Raw genomic sequence first — 14,840 nt, forward strand, 5'->3', positions numbered from 1 at the left:
CCAAGTGAACTTCATTAACCATGAGCCTAACGTTGAATCCTTCCCCTGCTTTTGGTGTGTTATTGGTTAACCTCGGCACGCCTGATCAACCTAGTCCTAAGGCCGTTAAACGCTTTTTAAGGCAGTTTTTAAGTGATCCGCGTGTCGTCGATTTATCGCCGTGGATTTGGCAACCGCTGCTGAACGGTATTATCCTCAACACCCGTCCGGCTAAAGTCGCGAAACTTTACCAAAGCGTGTGGACGCCAGAAGGTTCGCCCTTGATGGTGATAAGTGAGCGCCAAGCACAAAAACTGGCGGTGGACTTAAGTGCAACCTTTAACCAGACCATCCCGGTTGAACTGGGTATGAGTTACGGCAATCCCTCCATCGATGCGGGATTTGAACGCCTGAAAGACCAAGGGGCAGAGCGCATTATTGTGCTGCCTTTGTATCCCCAATATTCCTGCTCGACGGTGGCAAGTGTGTTCGATGCCGTTGCCCGTTATCTTAAAACTGTGCGTGACATGCCGCAGGTTCGCTTTAATAAAGACTATTTTGACCATAGCGCTTATATTGCTGCGCTGGCACACAGTGTGACGCGCCACTGGAAAACCCATGGGCAGGCCGACAAGTTGCTCTTGTCATTTCACGGTATTCCACTGCGTTATGTGAAAGAGGGCGATCCTTACCGCGAGCAGTGTTTTGTCACGGCTAAACTGTTGGCGCAAAAACTTGAGCTGAGCGAGTCGCAATGGCAAGTGTGCTTCCAATCGCGCTTTGGCCGCGAAGAATGGTTAACGCCCTACGCCGATAAATTACTGGCCGAGTTACCTGCGCAAGGGATCAAAAGTGTCGATGTGATTTGCCCTGCGTTTGCGACCGATTGCCTCGAAACCTTAGAAGAAATCTCCATTGGCGCTAAGGAAACCTTTTTGCATGCGGGTGGCAGCGACTATCGGTTTATCCCTTGTTTGAACGACGATGAGTTACACATTGAATTATTACGGCAATTAATCCAAGAACAAGCGGTATCTTGGGCCCATACCCAAGCCACCTGAAGATACGAGTTTCAGAGCGCCTAGGGTGATTCAATTCAAGGCGCATCAATGACAGAATGTCGGCCACCTTTTGAATTGATGCAACACGGAAGTGAAGTGCCCTAGGCGCTCCGTCCCGGCGTTTTTTAACGCACTTTATACTGTGTTGACTATTTTTAACTTAGCCCACTAGGTCTGCAAATAGCCGCCTTGCCTAAAGTGCGTTAAATTCCCGCTGAATCCTGCATCTTCAGGTTGTTTGGGTATTGGAGCACTGGCTTCGAACTGATTTTGTGATAGAATCTGCGCCCTTCCGGCTAAGGGGTGGTTTTTTTGTCTCGCTAGCCTAGACTCAATATTTTTAGGATGCTGCTTGGCTTGACCGCCTCGGCAGACGCCAATTAGCATGGATGCCAGGAAAAGAGAGCCACTATGAAGTTTCCCGGTCAGCGTAAATCTAAACATTATTTTCCGGTTAAAACCCGAGATCCGCTGCTTGAACAGCTGACTCAACAGCCTCAGCCGTTTGCGACCTATATCAGCGGTATTGATCAAACCTTAGTGGATATCGAAGCGAAAGTGGAAGACGAATTGCTGAGCCGTTATGGCTTGCCCAAAGGCAATTCTACCTTGATCAATGATGAACAGGCCCACAGACTCTACACTGAGTTAAAAATTCATGGTTTGATTAGCGATGAATTTGCTGGTGGCACGATTGGTAACACAGTGCACAACTATTCTATTCTGGCCGATGACCGTTCAGTGCTGTTTGGGGTTATGAGTCAGAATATTGAAGTGGGCAGTTACGCCTACCGCTATTTATGTAATACATCTTCTAAAGTCGACCTTAACTTTCTACAACCTGTAGATGGTCCTATCGGTCGCTGTTTTACCCTGATTTCTGAGTGCGGCGAGCGAACATTTGCTATCAGCAAAGGCGCTATGGATAAACTCACACCTGAATTTATCGATAAAGACGTGGTGCAGGGCAGTTCAGCCTTAGTGTTGACCGCGTATTTGATGCGCGCCAGTGATGGCGACCGTATTACCGATGCGGCCATGTGCGCTATCGAATATGCAAAAGCCGCCGAAGTTCCCGTGGTATTAACCTTAGGCACGCGTTTCTTGATTGAAGAAGATCCACAATGGTGGCAAAACTTCATCAAAGAACATGTCACCATTTTGGCGATGAATGAAGACGAAGGTGAAGCCTTAACGGGTTCACGGGATCCTCTGCTTGCCAGTGAAAAAGCCTTGGAATGGTGCGATATGGTATTAACCACAGCGGGTCCAATCGGGCTTTATACTGCGGGTTATACCGAGGACTCAGAAAAACGCGAAACGACGCACACCTTGTTGCCGGGCGCTATCCCTGAATTTAATCGTTATGAATTTTCCCGTCCAAAGCTTAAAAGTGACTGTGAAACACCAATCAAAGTGTTTGCCCACATTTCACCTTACATGGGCGGCCCTGAAAAAATCGGTAACACTAATGGCGCTGGCGATGGCGCATTATCGGCGTTATTGCACGATCTGGCGGCCAATACTTTCCACAAGACTAACGTGCCAGGCTCAAGTAAACATAAGCGCGATGGCCTGTGTTATTCCTCGTTCTCTCAAGTGTGTAAGTACGCTAACCGCGTCGCCTATGAAGTCTTAGCTCAGCATAGCCCGCGTTTATCCCGTGGTTTACCTGAGCGCGAAGATAGCTTAGAAGAATCCTACTGGGAAAGATAAGTCGATAGCTGTATTGGTATTAAGCTAACTGATTTACGCTAGGGCAATAACGGCAAACCGTTGTTGCCCTTATTTTTATAGCGTTTATCAATAATCAATTAACTAAGCATTAATTTTAACTACAGGCAGTTGCGAATAAATGTTAACGTTAGTCGGGTTCAGGTAGTCCAAATACAGCGATAATTTAAGGTGGAATTTTCGGTGAAAGCGCAAATCTTAAGAGAAATGAAGGTACTCACGGCCATAGAGCCTGAGTTCGAAGTGCAACGTCGTGTCGCGTTTATTAAAACCAAACTAAAAGAAGCGCGTAGTAAGGCATTGGTATTAGGGATCAGCGGTGGGGTGGATTCTTCTACTGCTGGGCGTTTGTGTCAGTTGGCGGTGGACAGTTTAAACCAAGAAAATGGCCAAGGCGGTTACCAGTTTATCGCTGTGCGATTACCCTATCAGATCCAAAAAGATGAGCATGAGGCGCAATTAGCCTGTCAGTTTATTCAGCCCTCTAAGTTGGTCACTGTGAATGTGCATCAAGGTGTTGATGGCGTGCACAGCGCTACCGTTGCCGCGTTAGTCGAAGCTGGATTGCCTTTGCCCGATGTGGCGAAGGTTGATTTTGTGAAGGGTAACGTCAAAGCCCGTATGCGGATGATAGCGCAATACGAACTCGCCGGACTCGTGGGCGGGCTTGTGGTGGGGACAGATCACAGCGCCGAAAATATCACAGGTTTTTACACTAAATGGGGCGATGGTGCCTGCGATTTAGCGCCATTATTTGGTCTTAACAAACGCCAAGTTCGCCAACTCGCCGCGTATCTTGGTGCGCCAGAATCGTTAGTCTATAAAGCGCCGACCGCGGATTTAGAAGACAATAAACCGTTACTTGAAGATGAAGTCGCGCTTGGCTTAACCTATGCGCAAATCGATGATTTCCTTGAGGGTAAAGACGTTGGCAAGGCGGTTGAGGACAAGTTGATTGGTATTTATAAGGCGACGCAGCATAAACGTCAGCCTATTCCAACCATTTACGACTAACCCTGAATCGTCCTTGAATATGCACTCGTTTGAACTCTGTTCACGAGTGCTTTTTTATGCCTTTGTTATTTGGTGACTAATGCTGTGGTGACAGCCGTTACCACAATCATAATGGAATTATTCACTGTGTTGGGGCTCTGGCGTTGCTAAGTGTTGCCGTGTCAGGGCGATCTGTTGGTTTGGGTACTGGCGATAATCCAAATAGGGCGTGAGTAAAAAATGCTGTCCTAGCGAAGATGGCAGCTTAAGTGCGGTTATAGATTTATTTTGGGCAGTTAAATGCTGCGCACCGAAATCGTTCACGGACATGGTGAGCTCTAAAGCATTTGCAGCTACTTGCCCCGCAATGAGATGAATCTTAGCGTTTGCCATCAGATCTATAGCGCCTATGCAGATCATTTCATTTTGCTTAAGTAACACTTGGTCACGATAGCTGCGCCAATCATCTCCAACCGTACTTATTTTGGCCATAATAGTGAAGATCTTACGCCAATGATTGCCATTTAGAACCATGAGAGCCCCGACAGCATCTGGCTGAGTGTAATGCCAGCCGTCAGGTATCAGCGGCGCGGTAGGAAGATAGTAGGCGAACCTAGCGTGTGGATTACCGATTATCATCGAGAGCGTATAAGTTTCGTTGGAATAAGACTATTTTCGATCCTAACCCGATTAAGGCCTATGCGGCTAATAAAATTGCGAGATGAGTAAATTGGGGTGACTAAATAGGAGTGATTAAATTGTACTGCTTACACTAGTAGATTTTATCGCGGTAAAACGTTTGAAGGATGTTTTTATCTACCCGTATAATCTAGTTGCACATTTTATTTTCATGTAGGAACAGCGATGAAGGCCATCATCATAGGTTCGACAAAACACCTATTTTTAGCTGCAGTGTATGCAAGTACTGGCATAGTGGTGGCGTTACTCGCGACAGGGATCTATTTTCTTAATGCGCGCCCTGAGCTGTCACTTTGGCATACGGTCGAGCTAAAAAATGAGTTCCATTACAATACCAAACTTGCCAATTTTAATGAGTACTTAGCGCTAGAAGACCGCTTATTCGCCGAAGTTGAGCGCAAAGTTGTACAGAAGATTCCCGCCAATGAATTTTCTCCAGTGAACCGCTATGTCAAAAATAGCTTATCTGATCCTGCCCATTGGCCACAAAACTGGAATCGCAGTTATGAATGGCCTGTGGCTAATGCCGAATTTGGAGTATTACTGCTCCACGGTATGTCGGATTCGCCCTATGCTCTATCCAATGTGGCGGCGCACTTTAAAGGTAAAGCCCATGTGCTCGGTTTAAGATTGCCAGGGCATGGCACGATTCCAAGTGGATTGACTGAGCTTTATTGGCAAGATCTGGCCGCAGCGGTTAATTTAGCCACAGCGCATATGCGGCAAACTCTGAAAGATAAACCATTATTTGTGGTGGCTTTTTCGACGGGTGCCGCCGTCGCGCTGAACCATGAGTTAGAACGTATAAGCCATGATAAAGCCCCTGATTATGATGGAATGATTTTTATCTCTCCCGCGATAGGGCTAGCGCCATCTGCGGCGGCCGCACGCTGGCAGAGTTGGATAGGACGATTGTTGGAGCTGGATAAACTGCAATGGAACAGTATTCAAGTAGAGTACGATCCCTTTAAATACACCTCTTTTGCGGTTAATGCGGGCGATGTAGTTTATCAATTAGCCCTGCGTAACCAAGGTTTATTGGCAGGATTAACGCCGCAGCAACGGGCGCAAGTTCCGTCGATACTCACCTTTCAGTCGGTAGTGGATGCAACCGTTTCAACCGCGGCGGTGGTGAATAATCTGTATCAAACATTGCCTGAAAAAGGCCATGAGTTAGTGTTGTTTGATATGAACCGACTCGATGTAAATGCCAAGATGGTGTCCAATGATCCGCTTGCGGGCTTGTTGGCGAACATTAATAACCCTGAGTTACATTATCGTGGCACTGTGGTGGAAAATATCAGTAATGAAACCACGCAGATTCAGGCGCGATACTTTGGTTTAGATGAACTGGGTTTAGATGAACAGAATTTAGATACACAGGATATAGACGCACAGGGTAAAGTGCTCACTCAGGTCAGTGAAAACGTGCGGATATTAGATTTATATTGGCCTGCAGGCGTGTATTCTTTATCCCATGTTGCGCTACCTTTTGGCATAGATGATGGGCTTTATGGCGCGGTGATCCAGCCTGATTTACATAGGATTCAAATCGGAGCCTCAGCTTCGCGCGGAGAGCGCGGCTTGTATAGCGTGTCAGCGTCTGAAATGTTACGACAGAAATGGAATCCATTTTTCCCGTATCTACTCGAGCGCATGGATGAGTACCGACTCGCCCATATGCACTCGCATTGAATGATGATTTAGTAAACGGGTGTCATTATGTCTGTTCTGCAGCTAAATCCTGTTTGAGTATGGACGTAATCAGTATCGAGCAATCATTATCGACGAAAATTGTGTCATTCAGAACATAAACTAAGCAGTTGATCAAAGAGATGTAATGAAGCCCTTGCGCAGTTGCGAGGCAATTGCTACAGTTCTGGCTCGCTTAAGATAAACCCCATAAACAGTATCTTAGGTGATAAGTAATTGAGCAAAAACCGTAAAGATTATCGCTAAACTATATTTAGCTAAGTCAGCACAGGTATGCAATATACTTAAAAATTCGGTATGTAGCGCAGCCCGGTAGCGCACTGTCATGGGGTGTCAGGGGTCGGAGGTTCGAATCCTCTCATACCGACCAAATTCATAAACAATAAAGCCTGCAATCTTAATCAGTTGCGGGCTTTTTTGTGTCTGCTTGTTTATATCAGGGTGGACTAACGGGGGACTAATGGGGGACTAACGGAATTCAAAAATTCTTTTTCCTATTAGTGCTTTGCCTTAGTTTTATTAATGGCTGAATTTAATCTCAGCGTGTGGAACTTCGGTCCATTGCAGGTGATCCCGCACATAGATTTTGGTGGACTTGGCATCGGTGTGAGCCATCCGACCTTGAGGGTCAACACCCATATCAGAAAACAATCTGGCAGATAGCGCGCGGATCTCGTGAAAGGTTGGGCGCTGGCTCATTTCTAAATGGTCACACAGACCTAACTCATCCCTCAACGCCGAAAAGGCTCTGCTAAGGTAATTAGGATCAAGCTGATAGCGGTGGTCTGTGGCCACACTTTGTTTATTCTGTTTGTCTGGTCGGCGATGAACCACATAAGGGCAAAGTAGCCCGTCTCGACTCTTATCAATAATGGCCTTCAATACTTCACCAATCGGTATGGCCACATGGCTGGCTTCTTTTTCTTCTACCTTTTGGCGGTGAATAAATAGGGTGCCGTAAATGCCATCGACAGGTTCATCAAACCATAGGCAACCGCATTGGCCTTCCTTAGGTTTTTTAATGCTGTATTTAATCCGCGAAACTTCAAGGCGCGCTTGGGTCGATTGCAAAGCAAGGTCCATTGCCGTTTGTAACCACAGTGGCGCCGCGGCATGGATTCGTTGATACACTTCAAAGCTTAGGCGTTGGCGTTCTTTGCCTTTGGTTTTACGCTTTTTCATTTTTCGAGAGGCTGGATTATCTAACATGATGGACTGGTCGATCGCGTAGTTAATCAGTTTCTCTAAAAATCCCAACTTACGGTTATGCACATTGGGGCTGGCATCAGGATGATATTGGTTTAAATAGCCGTTGATATGCTCTAGGCTAATCTCTTGGCTGCTAACCTCGGCAAAATAGGCTTTAACCCGTTCGGCATCGTTGCGCATGGTACTGGCCAGTTGTTTACTTGGCATTTCCTCTTTAAATATCAGTTCTAAAAGACGGTCCACATGGCTGGCAAAGGACTGGCCATCAGCCAGAGGCGACTCGCTTGAGGCTTCAATTAACTGATCCACACTTAAGCCAATAGTCGGTCGCATAATGCGGTTGTACTCAACCGCAATTTGAATTGCCTGCACCTTGTCTTTACCCAGTGTTTTGCGAACACCATTTACCAACGTAAAGCGGTAAGTGCCCTTGGAGCTATCAAACTTAAGGTGCTGAGGCAGATTTTTATTATGCGACTTTTTAGGGCGTACCATGTTAATTACCTTGAGGCTGCTATTAATTCTGACACCGCGCTGCTAACTGCGGGCGCGACACCAAAGTGTTGGTCTTCGTAAACATACACCTTGTTATCGACGATGATCCCGCGGATCACACCACGTAAAATCCAACCTTTAATGGTGCGATTTTGTGGGGCCGAGTTAGATGCAAACTCACGTTCAGACCACTCACTGGCCCTCATTAGTTTGGAAGGTTTTTTATAGGACATTTTAGACTCCTAGTATCTCTAATCTAGCGATAACGGCTTGTTCACGGCCTTCAGTTGTCGATAAATCGAATTTAGGGCGCTGGCTGAGAACGGCAACTTGCTGCTCAAGTTCAGCGACCTTAGCTTTAAGTTCTGAGTTTTCTGAAATTAGATGATTCATTCGATCATTCATCGTCATTCTGCACTTACCTGTGTTAAACAACCTTCATCCTCATCTTCTTGCCATTCACCTGAGTCGATTAATGCTTTGGTGCATTGACTGCAAATCTGATGGGTACTGCCGCAATGTTCGACAAAGGTTGGTCTATGTGCTTCACAGAAATAACCCTCGCAGCTGATCTCATCTTCGCCATGCATACCACCACACGCATAAGAAAGGCCGCGGTCGATTTGTTTGTGGCAACCCGGATGATCACAGGTTGCTTCGAAGGCATAACCAATGGGTCTGCCGTTACTATCCTCACCACAATTTGACCAGCTCATTGCTTACCATCCTCAATGTAACGATGAAAATCATCCTCGCCACACGTTGCAAATTCCTTTTCGCAATGCGCCCATGAACAGACAAATTCGTTTTCGTATAGATCTGATGCGTAAATCGTATTTTCACCGCCACAGTGTGGACATGAAACTATTAGCCCAGCAGGCTTTGCCATCTTCTTCATTGTTTACCACCATTTGTTACGCTTTTTTCTTGGCCGCAAATTTTTAGAAGCTCGTTCGCATCAGTTATTGCACTCTCGATTCCTAGGCACTGTGGATAGTCATTACTTAATACAAATAGGTTTGGCAGTGCTTGTGTAGATATGAAAGTTTTGAGCTTATCCACCTGCATCGCCAGCTGGCCGCGCTCAGCTGTTAGAGTGTCAATTTCTTGCGCTGCCTCAGCCGCAAGATTCTTTTCACCACGACGAGATAAGTCGTCTTGATCTGTAGCGAACTGCTTTAGCCGTTCAGATAGTGAAAGCTGCTTCATGCTGCTTCCTTGTCCTTTGGCGCGAAGAACAGCGCGACGGGGCCATCTTCGGTGTCGTGAATACTCAGCAAGAATGAGCCGGCTTTGTCGCAAACGGGTTGCCAATCGCTGATATCGGTGTCGCCCTCGTCAAAGTAGCGCTCGATTAAGTTTTCAGGCGCATCGTGTTCAAACCAAATCGCTACAAACTCGCCGCCTTGGCGTGCCGCCCATGCTTCACACTCCACACGGGTCACACCTTCATCCCACTCGGGCATATCTGGATGGGTCCAATAACCTTCTTCACGTTCTACTGTTGCTGCTTGTATCGACTTCATGCTGCTTCTCCTTTTATCCTGAGTTTTGATTCTGCGTTGAGTGCGAATACTTCGGCGTCGGCTTGGCCGAAGTCGCTGCACTCGATGGCGTTAAAAGACTTACAAATGCCCCAGCCGTGGTAATTGTTGGGGGTGTACTTCACTTCGATTTGTTGCTGATCGCACATCAAGGTGGAGTAGGGCTTAGATAACGTGACCACACCCGCTTTAGTGCTGAACGTATTCATGCCGCCTCCTTGTTTTGGTTGTCGCTGGTTTGGCTGACTGGCGGGTGGCAGGGCAGGCGCATTGGGTGATATCGGTACGAATACACTATGGTGCGGCTAATGCCCTTGGCGAGGTTGGTTAAACCGTTGCCCAATGCTTGCCAGTACAGGCAATCTAACGCGCCGAGTGCTAGCGCGATTTTGATGCTGTCGCCCGTTGTGGCCTTGAGTAACAGGCTCAACTTATGGCTGCGGTAATGATTTAGCAGATGGCGAAACGCCGCTGATTGAGTCATTTAGGCCACCTGCTTCGGTTGCAAAGGGTTTGATTGCAGCTTGGCCCAGTCGATGGCCTTAATGGCCTCGACCGTGGCGGCGATTTGCTCTAGCTTCTTTTGCCCGCGCATAAAGTTCGACAGTTCAATACCGTGGCGAGCAGCTGCGCGTTCGGCGGGCAGGGCGTTGGTGTAATGCAGCGTTAACGCAGCAATCACCTCGGGTGAACTAATGCGGGTGAGCGACAGCAATAACGCAACGCGCTCTTGTGATTCAAAGCCCGGGAGTAAGTGGTTCATGCTGCACCGCCTGTGGTACTGATCACCCTGAACTCGATCACCCACACCCACGGGTTAGCATCAACGTTGTGATAGATTTGCTCCCAAGTGCGCAGGAATGCCGCCCGTGGCTTCTCATACCAGCCCGTCGATTTCGCCGCGGCAGAGCATGAATGATCAAACCCCTCTTTTATGGCATCGTCTTCTGAGATCTCATTTAATCGCTCAACCCGAACGGCGGTGACTTCCAGCAAAATGCGCGCCGCCCAGCGTGGCATGTGGATAGACGGAATAAACCCGCGATACTCAGCGCCATGATAATCAAAGTCTTCATCACCCGTGCCTGCCGTTAATCCACCACAGACATAATGCAAATCAGGCCAGTGTGCTTTGGTCATTGCCTCACGGACCCACAGCTGATCACCAAGCGTGCCGAACGGCGAAACAAACGCGCAATCTTCATCGTTAACACCAAAAACCTCATCATTGGCTGGTTGATAGAATCCGTGCTTATCAATGACTGTCGGTGTATACCATTCGGCATTTCTAGAAAATGGCGCCCAATCATCATGCGGCTGAGCTTTAAACATTCTGCGCGTCTGTGTTTTACGGCCATCAAGGATGGCGCGCACCATTTCGGTGTTGAAGATAATAGGGCGCTGTTTCATGCTTCACCTCTGTTCCATTCGTGCTCAGGGCTTGCGTCCCAGTAGCAAAACTCGATAAAATTTTTAAAGCCGTCGCCGTACTCTAAATAACGCTTATAGCGCTGCTGTGACTTAGTTGTTTTGCGGATACTGCCAATGCCACCGTATTCAACCTCCCAAGTTGGGTGGCAATGACGAATAACGCCTGGCTTATCGTCGTCAAAGTTAACGCCAAGGTGATGGCCGCAATCTTTGATGATCACGCCAGCGCGGCCATTCACTTTAACTAAGCGGCCTATTTCGGCTGGAACAGCGTAATGCTGTTTGATGTAGTCAAATTGGCTCATGTTGATTTCCTTATCTTCTAACCAAGAAACGGTGCAGACCTTTGGCGGCACGAATGGCGACAGTGCGGTCGGTGGTAAACTTGCCACCGGGCAACATCCAACCTTCCTTAAACGCGACGATATGGCCAACGCCGATTTTGATATCGCTGTGTAGCGGTTTGTCATCAGTTAACATGCTGCTTTCCTTCTCTCGTCATCACACACCGCAGGGCTAAGCTGCGGCTTCGCCGTTAAACACCACCAGATTGATGATGGGTTTCTTGGTTTTGGGGTTCACCTTGTCCGAAAGCTTGTGATAGCGAATATGCACATCGCGGTGGGCTTCTTGGGTCATGGCTAAAACGATGTATTGCTGGCACAGCGCGGGCGTCGATAACGAATGCGACAGTCGTTGTGGCTTCATGGTTTCAAACAAGTGCTGCGCCATCTCATCCAACTTAGCTTGGTACTCGTCGGGGCTCAGTTGACGGCGGTTAGGGTGCGCACCTACTGAGGTGCTGCACTTTTTGGCCGCTTGATTTTTCGCTAAGGTCATGGACACGCCGTAAACAAAAAACATAATTGCCTCCAACAAGGTGAAACTGTCGCCGTTATCGTTACAGGGATATGGACCATCACCCCTTGGTTGCTTTGCCTTGGCTGCTTTGTCTAGATAGCCTAAATCGTGAATGTTCGCGGTGGCTCTATGGCTCTACTGCGTTAGTGGCCGACGGGCGCGGCTGTCGTCATCGTGTGCAGCGGATGCACATTAGTGACGGTTTGCGAGTCGTTACGCCACACCATCACCTTGCCGTACAAACCTTGTTGGGGCTCGGTAAAGCGCAGGCTGAAATTGAGCCCGAGTTCGCCCGTGTGGCGAATGAACTGGCGGTAAAAGGCGGCGCTGGGTTGGTGATAAGCAAAATGCTTGACCAGCTCGGCGCAACGGACTTGCACCCGTGGGCAATCCATTGGGTCGGTGTGGCCCTTGGCCAGCGCCATCAAGCAGGCAAAACGTATTGCAACCAGTAGACGAAACTCATCGCGTTGCTTAGGTGTGGTGTGAACTTTCGCTAGAATCATTTCCTTGTCCTCGGTAGTGGGTTTATTGAGTACAAGTGCAAAGTTAAGATAACTTGACTTATGAGTCAAGTTAATTGGTTTAAAAAACTTGACTAAAGTTTAGTTGATTTTGATTTGATGGCTTTTTGTACGAGTGTTTATGTAAAGTAAGGTATTGAGCTAAAGAGGATTTATGGTGATGTTAGGTAAAGCCATTTTAATAGATGAGGCAGATTGCCCTTTTATGTCACAAAAGTGTTTTGGCTCGTTAGAACAATTGAAAATTCCCTCACGTGTTGCCCTACAAATTCTCACCTATTTGCCTAATGTTTGGCCCTACTGTAACGCGACTAGCAATGTATGGGTATTCAGTCGTATTTAAATTTAGATACTTTTGAGTGTTTTTTAACTCATTTTTTTGCGCGATTTTCCAACCTGAAATTGATAAAGCCTATAAAATCATGTGGATATACTTCCCCCAAATTAGTTAATAGGTTTGGAAAACGCGCATGCGTGTTTTTCCGGATGGTATATTTGATAAAAAGCTGATAAGTTCTTTGTATACAAATAGTTAACTGTGCGCGTTCTCACTGGTCTAAATAAGGTAAAAGTGCATGCGTACTAAAAAATGTTCAAGCGATTTATGCCCTGCAAACAGCGCAGCGCATAAATACTAAGACGTTAGCCCCTTCAGTATGTAGACTATTTATGGATACAAATAAACCTAATCTATTCGTTTGGAGAGATTGGCTTGATCAATCTTATATAGACATAAATCACTGGGAAAATAATCTCACTTGCATATATTGTTCTAATGAACTCGGATGGAGTAGAGAGTTAATAATTCCCGAGGATCAAGATTTCAGTATAGATACAGATGCTTATTCAGAAGCGAAATGTCAAAAATGTGGCTGGGTTAAGCGTAAATGGAAGTCTTGGCATACCCAACTTCCTTCCGTTAACTCTACTAGGTGGGTGACTTATCGAGGACTTCGAAGCTTTGAAATATCTGATCCCAGATTAGCCATTGAAGAAATTGCTACGCATCTAAAACGGCGTTATTCGGACATACATAGTGTTACACCAAAGCAGTTTGAAATGCTTATAGCAAGCATATTCAAGTCGCTAGGATGGGATGTCAGAATTACTAAAGAAACAAGGGATGGTGGAGTTGATATCTATCTACTCCAAAAGTCTAATAACGAACAAGCAATAGTGGAATGTAAACGCTATAAGAATAAAGTAAGTATTGGTGTTGTTGATCGTTTACTCGGGGTGCAGCTTGCCAAAGGAATTAAAAAGGCTTACTTAGTAACTTCCTCAGAATTCACAAAGCCTGCATTAGAAAGGGCGGCATCACCTCATATCTCTAAATCTGGTTTTGAGGTTGATCTTTGTGATGCAGAATATATAGCAAGAGCCCTTAATGTTTTTAATGAGGATCTTCCTCCGATGTTCTTAGAAAAGAATTACAAGTAAAAATGAAGCTAACAAGCAGCAACGGACTGTCAAACCTGTCACTCAAATTGCTTCGGCAATTACGTGCCAACTGTGCTGGGCTTCAGCTGTCTTTGAATCACATTTTTGTTATATAAGCTTATGATAATTAATTAAATTTGATAAGCTAAATGGTTAAAGGCTATTTGGCTTCTTACCATTAACCGCCAGAGGTTTTGTTATAATTTAAGGGAGCTTGATGAAGTACTATACATGCGATCCAGAGTCCAAACAGTTTACCGAGTTGTCCGTGGCATCATTTGAGCGTGATACGGAAAAAAGGCCTCCATTTTATCAAACTATCGGTACTGAAAAGCGTTACTTTGCATATTGTCCTGGATGTGGTAACCCAATAACAGTAGTCAACCTATACATTGACAAAAAGTATGAAGAAGATGGGACGAAGCAGAAGACACATGGAAGACATTACCCAAGTAAGATAAAAGGTTTCCTTGAATTTGATCAAAGAGCTTATGAGGATTGCCCTTTTGCTAAGCCTTCTAGTTTTTCGGGCACACAAAAACGAGAAAAAGGCGTGGTATCCAATGAACTTACAGAAATTCTTTTAGAACATGCAGAGACGGTACATTCTTTTGCAAGGTCGATAAGTGACGTAAACTTAAGTGACACTTTATTTGAGAAAGTGTTGAAAACATTTTCCGAGTCAGAAGGTATATATTTTAGGTATGTTAATAAGTTCAATTTACCTTATGCATTACTCTATTTGGCTCATAACCAATGTTTGAATTATCAGTTCCTATATCGTCTAGAAAGCAACGTTATAGCAAGTGAAATTCAGAAAAAAAGTAATTGGTTTGAAGTAGTTAAAGGACAGGTTATACCTAAAGGCGATAGAAAAAATAAATTTATCAACATGTACTTTACGGATCATATAAAATCAATTCGTAATGATGAGCCATATCATCAGTTTACTCAGGTTATTACCGAAAGCTTCAATGGTGAAAAAAATACCATTCTAGAAAGGAAAATAACGTTTGATAACTACTTTTTCTACAGAACAGTCAATAGGGTAGAGAAGTTACGAGCTATAGCAGAAAAAGTATTCGCCAACAGCTAACAAAGCATTGAAGAGTGATTCCCAACGTTTGGCATTTTTGATGTTATCGTTGGGTTTTGCG

The 14,840-nt window shown here is 45.8% G+C and carries 21 protein-coding genes and 1 tRNA gene; 7 read left to right on the forward strand and 15 right to left on the reverse strand.

The window, feature by feature from the left end:
* Positions 1-20: 20 nt before the first annotated feature.
* From hemH to nadE, 3 genes are all read left to right on the forward strand, one after another.
* The gene (gene hemH / locus HUB64_RS20440; RefSeq protein ID WP_173497741.1) at positions 21-1,040 is read left to right on the forward strand and encodes a ferrochelatase; all 1,020 of its coding nucleotides are present in this window, start codon (positions 21-23) and stop codon (positions 1,038-1,040) included.
* A gap of 411 nt (positions 1,041-1,451) precedes the next feature.
* Positions 1,452-2,756: an inosine/guanosine kinase gene (locus HUB64_RS20445; RefSeq protein ID WP_028759658.1), complete on the forward strand. Its 1,305-nt coding sequence runs from the start codon at positions 1,452-1,454 to the stop codon at positions 2,754-2,756.
* 201 nt (positions 2,757-2,957) lie between these two features.
* Positions 2,958-3,788: an ammonia-dependent NAD(+) synthetase gene (nadE, locus tag HUB64_RS20450; RefSeq protein ID WP_168825281.1), complete on the forward strand. Its 831-nt coding sequence runs from the start codon at positions 2,958-2,960 to the stop codon at positions 3,786-3,788.
* Between the two features lie 117 nt (positions 3,789-3,905).
* Here nadE and HUB64_RS20455 read toward each other — a convergent pair whose 3' ends face one another.
* Positions 3,906-4,406: a hypothetical protein gene (locus HUB64_RS20455; protein ID WP_173497742.1), complete on the reverse strand. Its 501-nt coding sequence runs from the start codon at positions 4,404-4,406 to the stop codon at positions 3,906-3,908.
* A gap of 225 nt (positions 4,407-4,631) precedes the next feature.
* Between HUB64_RS20455 and HUB64_RS20460 the strand changes: the two genes are divergently transcribed.
* Positions 4,632-6,161 carry a carboxylesterase gene (locus HUB64_RS20460; protein ID WP_028759661.1) on the forward strand — a complete coding sequence of 510 codons (1,530 nt, stop codon included), beginning with the start codon at positions 4,632-4,634 and terminating at the stop codon, positions 6,159-6,161.
* A gap of 311 nt (positions 6,162-6,472) precedes the next feature.
* Positions 6,473-6,549 (forward strand) — tRNA-Pro (locus tag HUB64_RS20465).
* 149 nt (positions 6,550-6,698) lie between these two features.
* Here HUB64_RS20465 and HUB64_RS20470 read toward each other — a convergent pair.
* The 14 genes from HUB64_RS20470 to HUB64_RS20535 all read right to left on the reverse strand — a co-directional run bounded on the left by HUB64_RS20470 (position 6,699) and on the right by HUB64_RS20535 (position 12,225).
* A complete protein-coding gene (locus tag HUB64_RS20470; RefSeq protein WP_173497743.1) occupies positions 6,699-7,883 on the reverse strand; it encodes a recombinase in 1,185 nt (394 codons plus the stop codon).
* Between the two features lie 5 nt (positions 7,884-7,888).
* Positions 7,889-8,116 (reverse strand): hypothetical protein, encoded by a 228-nt coding sequence (locus HUB64_RS20475; protein WP_173497744.1) that lies wholly within the window; start codon positions 8,114-8,116, stop codon positions 7,889-7,891.
* Position 8,117: 1 nt separating this feature from the next.
* A complete protein-coding gene (locus tag HUB64_RS20480) occupies positions 8,118-8,276 on the reverse strand; it encodes a hypothetical protein (protein ID WP_173497745.1) in 159 nt (52 codons plus the stop codon).
* 14 nt (positions 8,277-8,290) lie between these two features.
* Positions 8,291-8,599: a hypothetical protein gene (locus tag HUB64_RS20485; RefSeq protein WP_173497746.1), complete on the reverse strand. Its 309-nt coding sequence runs from the start codon at positions 8,597-8,599 to the stop codon at positions 8,291-8,293.
* 178 nt (positions 8,600-8,777) lie between these two features.
* Positions 8,778-9,092 (reverse strand): hypothetical protein, encoded by a 315-nt coding sequence (locus tag HUB64_RS20490; protein ID WP_113941495.1) that lies wholly within the window; start codon positions 9,090-9,092, stop codon positions 8,778-8,780.
* Positions 9,089-9,409 (reverse strand): hypothetical protein, encoded by a 321-nt coding sequence (locus HUB64_RS20495; RefSeq protein WP_173497747.1) that lies wholly within the window; start codon positions 9,407-9,409, stop codon positions 9,089-9,091. The genes HUB64_RS20490 and HUB64_RS20495 overlap by 4 nt, the downstream gene beginning before the upstream one ends.
* On the reverse strand, positions 9,406-9,636 hold the full coding sequence (locus HUB64_RS20500; protein ID WP_012089043.1) for a hypothetical protein: 231 nt from the start codon (positions 9,634-9,636) through the stop codon (positions 9,406-9,408). Before HUB64_RS20500 ends, HUB64_RS20495 begins: the two co-directional genes overlap by 4 nt.
* Positions 9,633-9,911 carry a hypothetical protein gene (locus HUB64_RS20505; protein ID WP_168825293.1) on the reverse strand — a complete coding sequence of 93 codons (279 nt, stop codon included), beginning with the start codon at positions 9,909-9,911 and terminating at the stop codon, positions 9,633-9,635. Before HUB64_RS20505 ends, HUB64_RS20500 begins: the two co-directional genes overlap by 4 nt.
* Complete coding sequence (locus HUB64_RS20510; RefSeq protein ID WP_173497748.1) at positions 9,912-10,190, reverse strand: hypothetical protein; 279 nt, start codon at positions 10,188-10,190, stop codon at positions 9,912-9,914.
* Positions 10,187-10,837 carry a hypothetical protein gene (locus tag HUB64_RS20515; RefSeq protein ID WP_173497749.1) on the reverse strand — a complete coding sequence of 217 codons (651 nt, stop codon included), beginning with the start codon at positions 10,835-10,837 and terminating at the stop codon, positions 10,187-10,189. The genes HUB64_RS20510 and HUB64_RS20515 overlap by 4 nt, the downstream gene beginning before the upstream one ends.
* Positions 10,834-11,163 (reverse strand): hypothetical protein, encoded by a 330-nt coding sequence (locus HUB64_RS20520; RefSeq protein ID WP_173497750.1) that lies wholly within the window; start codon positions 11,161-11,163, stop codon positions 10,834-10,836. Before HUB64_RS20520 ends, HUB64_RS20515 begins: the two co-directional genes overlap by 4 nt.
* Before the next feature lie 10 nt (positions 11,164-11,173).
* Positions 11,174-11,338, reverse strand: a complete 165-nt coding sequence (locus HUB64_RS20525; RefSeq protein ID WP_006083880.1) for a hypothetical protein — start codon at positions 11,336-11,338, stop codon at positions 11,174-11,176.
* A 36-nt stretch (positions 11,339-11,374) separates the two neighbouring features.
* Positions 11,375-11,722: a hypothetical protein gene (locus HUB64_RS20530; RefSeq protein WP_012197008.1), complete on the reverse strand. Its 348-nt coding sequence runs from the start codon at positions 11,720-11,722 to the stop codon at positions 11,375-11,377.
* A 140-nt stretch (positions 11,723-11,862) separates the two neighbouring features.
* Positions 11,863-12,225, reverse strand: a complete 363-nt coding sequence (locus HUB64_RS20535) for a hypothetical protein (RefSeq protein ID WP_173497950.1) — start codon at positions 12,223-12,225, stop codon at positions 11,863-11,865.
* A gap of 687 nt (positions 12,226-12,912) precedes the next feature.
* On the opposite strand from HUB64_RS20535, the gene HUB64_RS20540 reads away from it, so the two are divergent.
* Positions 12,913-13,683, forward strand: coding sequence for a restriction endonuclease (locus HUB64_RS20540; RefSeq protein WP_173497751.1), 771 nt, complete (start codon positions 12,913-12,915; stop codon positions 13,681-13,683).
* A gap of 217 nt (positions 13,684-13,900) precedes the next feature.
* Entirely contained in the window at positions 13,901-14,779 is an 879-nt protein-coding gene (locus tag HUB64_RS20545) for a hypothetical protein (RefSeq protein WP_173497752.1), read from the forward strand.
* Positions 14,780-14,840 lie beyond the last annotated feature (61 nt).

Origin of the sequence: Shewanella sp. ISTPL2 (assembly GCF_013283205.1) — a bacterium.
Lineage (GTDB): Bacteria > Pseudomonadota > Gammaproteobacteria > Enterobacterales > Shewanellaceae > Shewanella > Shewanella oncorhynchi.

Excerpts from the sequence above, each read along its gene's own strand:
- HUB64_RS20475 (WP_173497744.1), bottom strand. The coding sequence starts at position 8,116 with ATGTCCTATAAAAAACCTTCCAAACTAATGAGGGCCAGTGAGTGGTCT.
- HUB64_RS20490 (WP_113941495.1), bottom strand. The coding sequence starts at position 9,092 with ATGAAGCAGCTTTCACTATCTGAACGGCTAAAGCAGTTCGCTACAGAT.
- HUB64_RS20445 (WP_028759658.1), top strand. The coding sequence starts at position 1,452 with ATGAAGTTTCCCGGTCAGCGTAAATCTAAACATTATTTTCCGGTTAAA.
- HUB64_RS20455 (WP_173497742.1), bottom strand. The coding sequence starts at position 4,406 with ATGATAATCGGTAATCCACACGCTAGGTTCGCCTACTATCTTCCTACC.
- HUB64_RS20515 (WP_173497749.1), bottom strand. The coding sequence starts at position 10,837 with ATGAAACAGCGCCCTATTATCTTCAACACCGAAATGGTGCGCGCCATC.
- HUB64_RS20470 (WP_173497743.1), bottom strand. The coding sequence starts at position 7,883 with ATGGTACGCCCTAAAAAGTCGCATAATAAAAATCTGCCTCAGCACCTT.
- HUB64_RS20535 (WP_173497950.1), bottom strand. The coding sequence starts at position 12,225 with ATGATTCTAGCGAAAGTTCACACCACACCTAAGCAACGCGATGAGTTT.
- HUB64_RS20460 (WP_028759661.1), top strand. The coding sequence starts at position 4,632 with ATGAAGGCCATCATCATAGGTTCGACAAAACACCTATTTTTAGCTGCA.
- HUB64_RS20495 (WP_173497747.1), bottom strand. The coding sequence starts at position 9,409 with ATGAAGTCGATACAAGCAGCAACAGTAGAACGTGAAGAAGGTTATTGG.
- HUB64_RS20530 (WP_012197008.1), bottom strand. The coding sequence starts at position 11,722 with ATGTTTTTTGTTTACGGCGTGTCCATGACCTTAGCGAAAAATCAAGCG.
- HUB64_RS20540 (WP_173497751.1), top strand. The coding sequence starts at position 12,913 with ATGGATACAAATAAACCTAATCTATTCGTTTGGAGAGATTGGCTTGAT.
- HUB64_RS20545 (WP_173497752.1), top strand. The coding sequence starts at position 13,901 with ATGAAGTACTATACATGCGATCCAGAGTCCAAACAGTTTACCGAGTTG.
- HUB64_RS20500 (WP_012089043.1), bottom strand. The coding sequence starts at position 9,636 with ATGAATACGTTCAGCACTAAAGCGGGTGTGGTCACGTTATCTAAGCCC.
- HUB64_RS20510 (WP_173497748.1), bottom strand. The coding sequence starts at position 10,190 with ATGAACCACTTACTCCCGGGCTTTGAATCACAAGAGCGCGTTGCGTTA.
- HUB64_RS20505 (WP_168825293.1), bottom strand. The coding sequence starts at position 9,911 with ATGACTCAATCAGCGGCGTTTCGCCATCTGCTAAATCATTACCGCAGC.
- HUB64_RS20520 (WP_173497750.1), bottom strand. The coding sequence starts at position 11,163 with ATGAGCCAATTTGACTACATCAAACAGCATTACGCTGTTCCAGCCGAA.
- HUB64_RS20480 (WP_173497745.1), bottom strand. The coding sequence starts at position 8,276 with ATGAATCATCTAATTTCAGAAAACTCAGAACTTAAAGCTAAGGTCGCT.
- HUB64_RS20485 (WP_173497746.1), bottom strand. The coding sequence starts at position 8,599 with ATGAGCTGGTCAAATTGTGGTGAGGATAGTAACGGCAGACCCATTGGT.
- hemH (WP_173497741.1), top strand. The coding sequence starts at position 21 with ATGAGCCTAACGTTGAATCCTTCCCCTGCTTTTGGTGTGTTATTGGTT.
- HUB64_RS20525 (WP_006083880.1), bottom strand. The coding sequence starts at position 11,338 with ATGTTAACTGATGACAAACCGCTACACAGCGATATCAAAATCGGCGTT.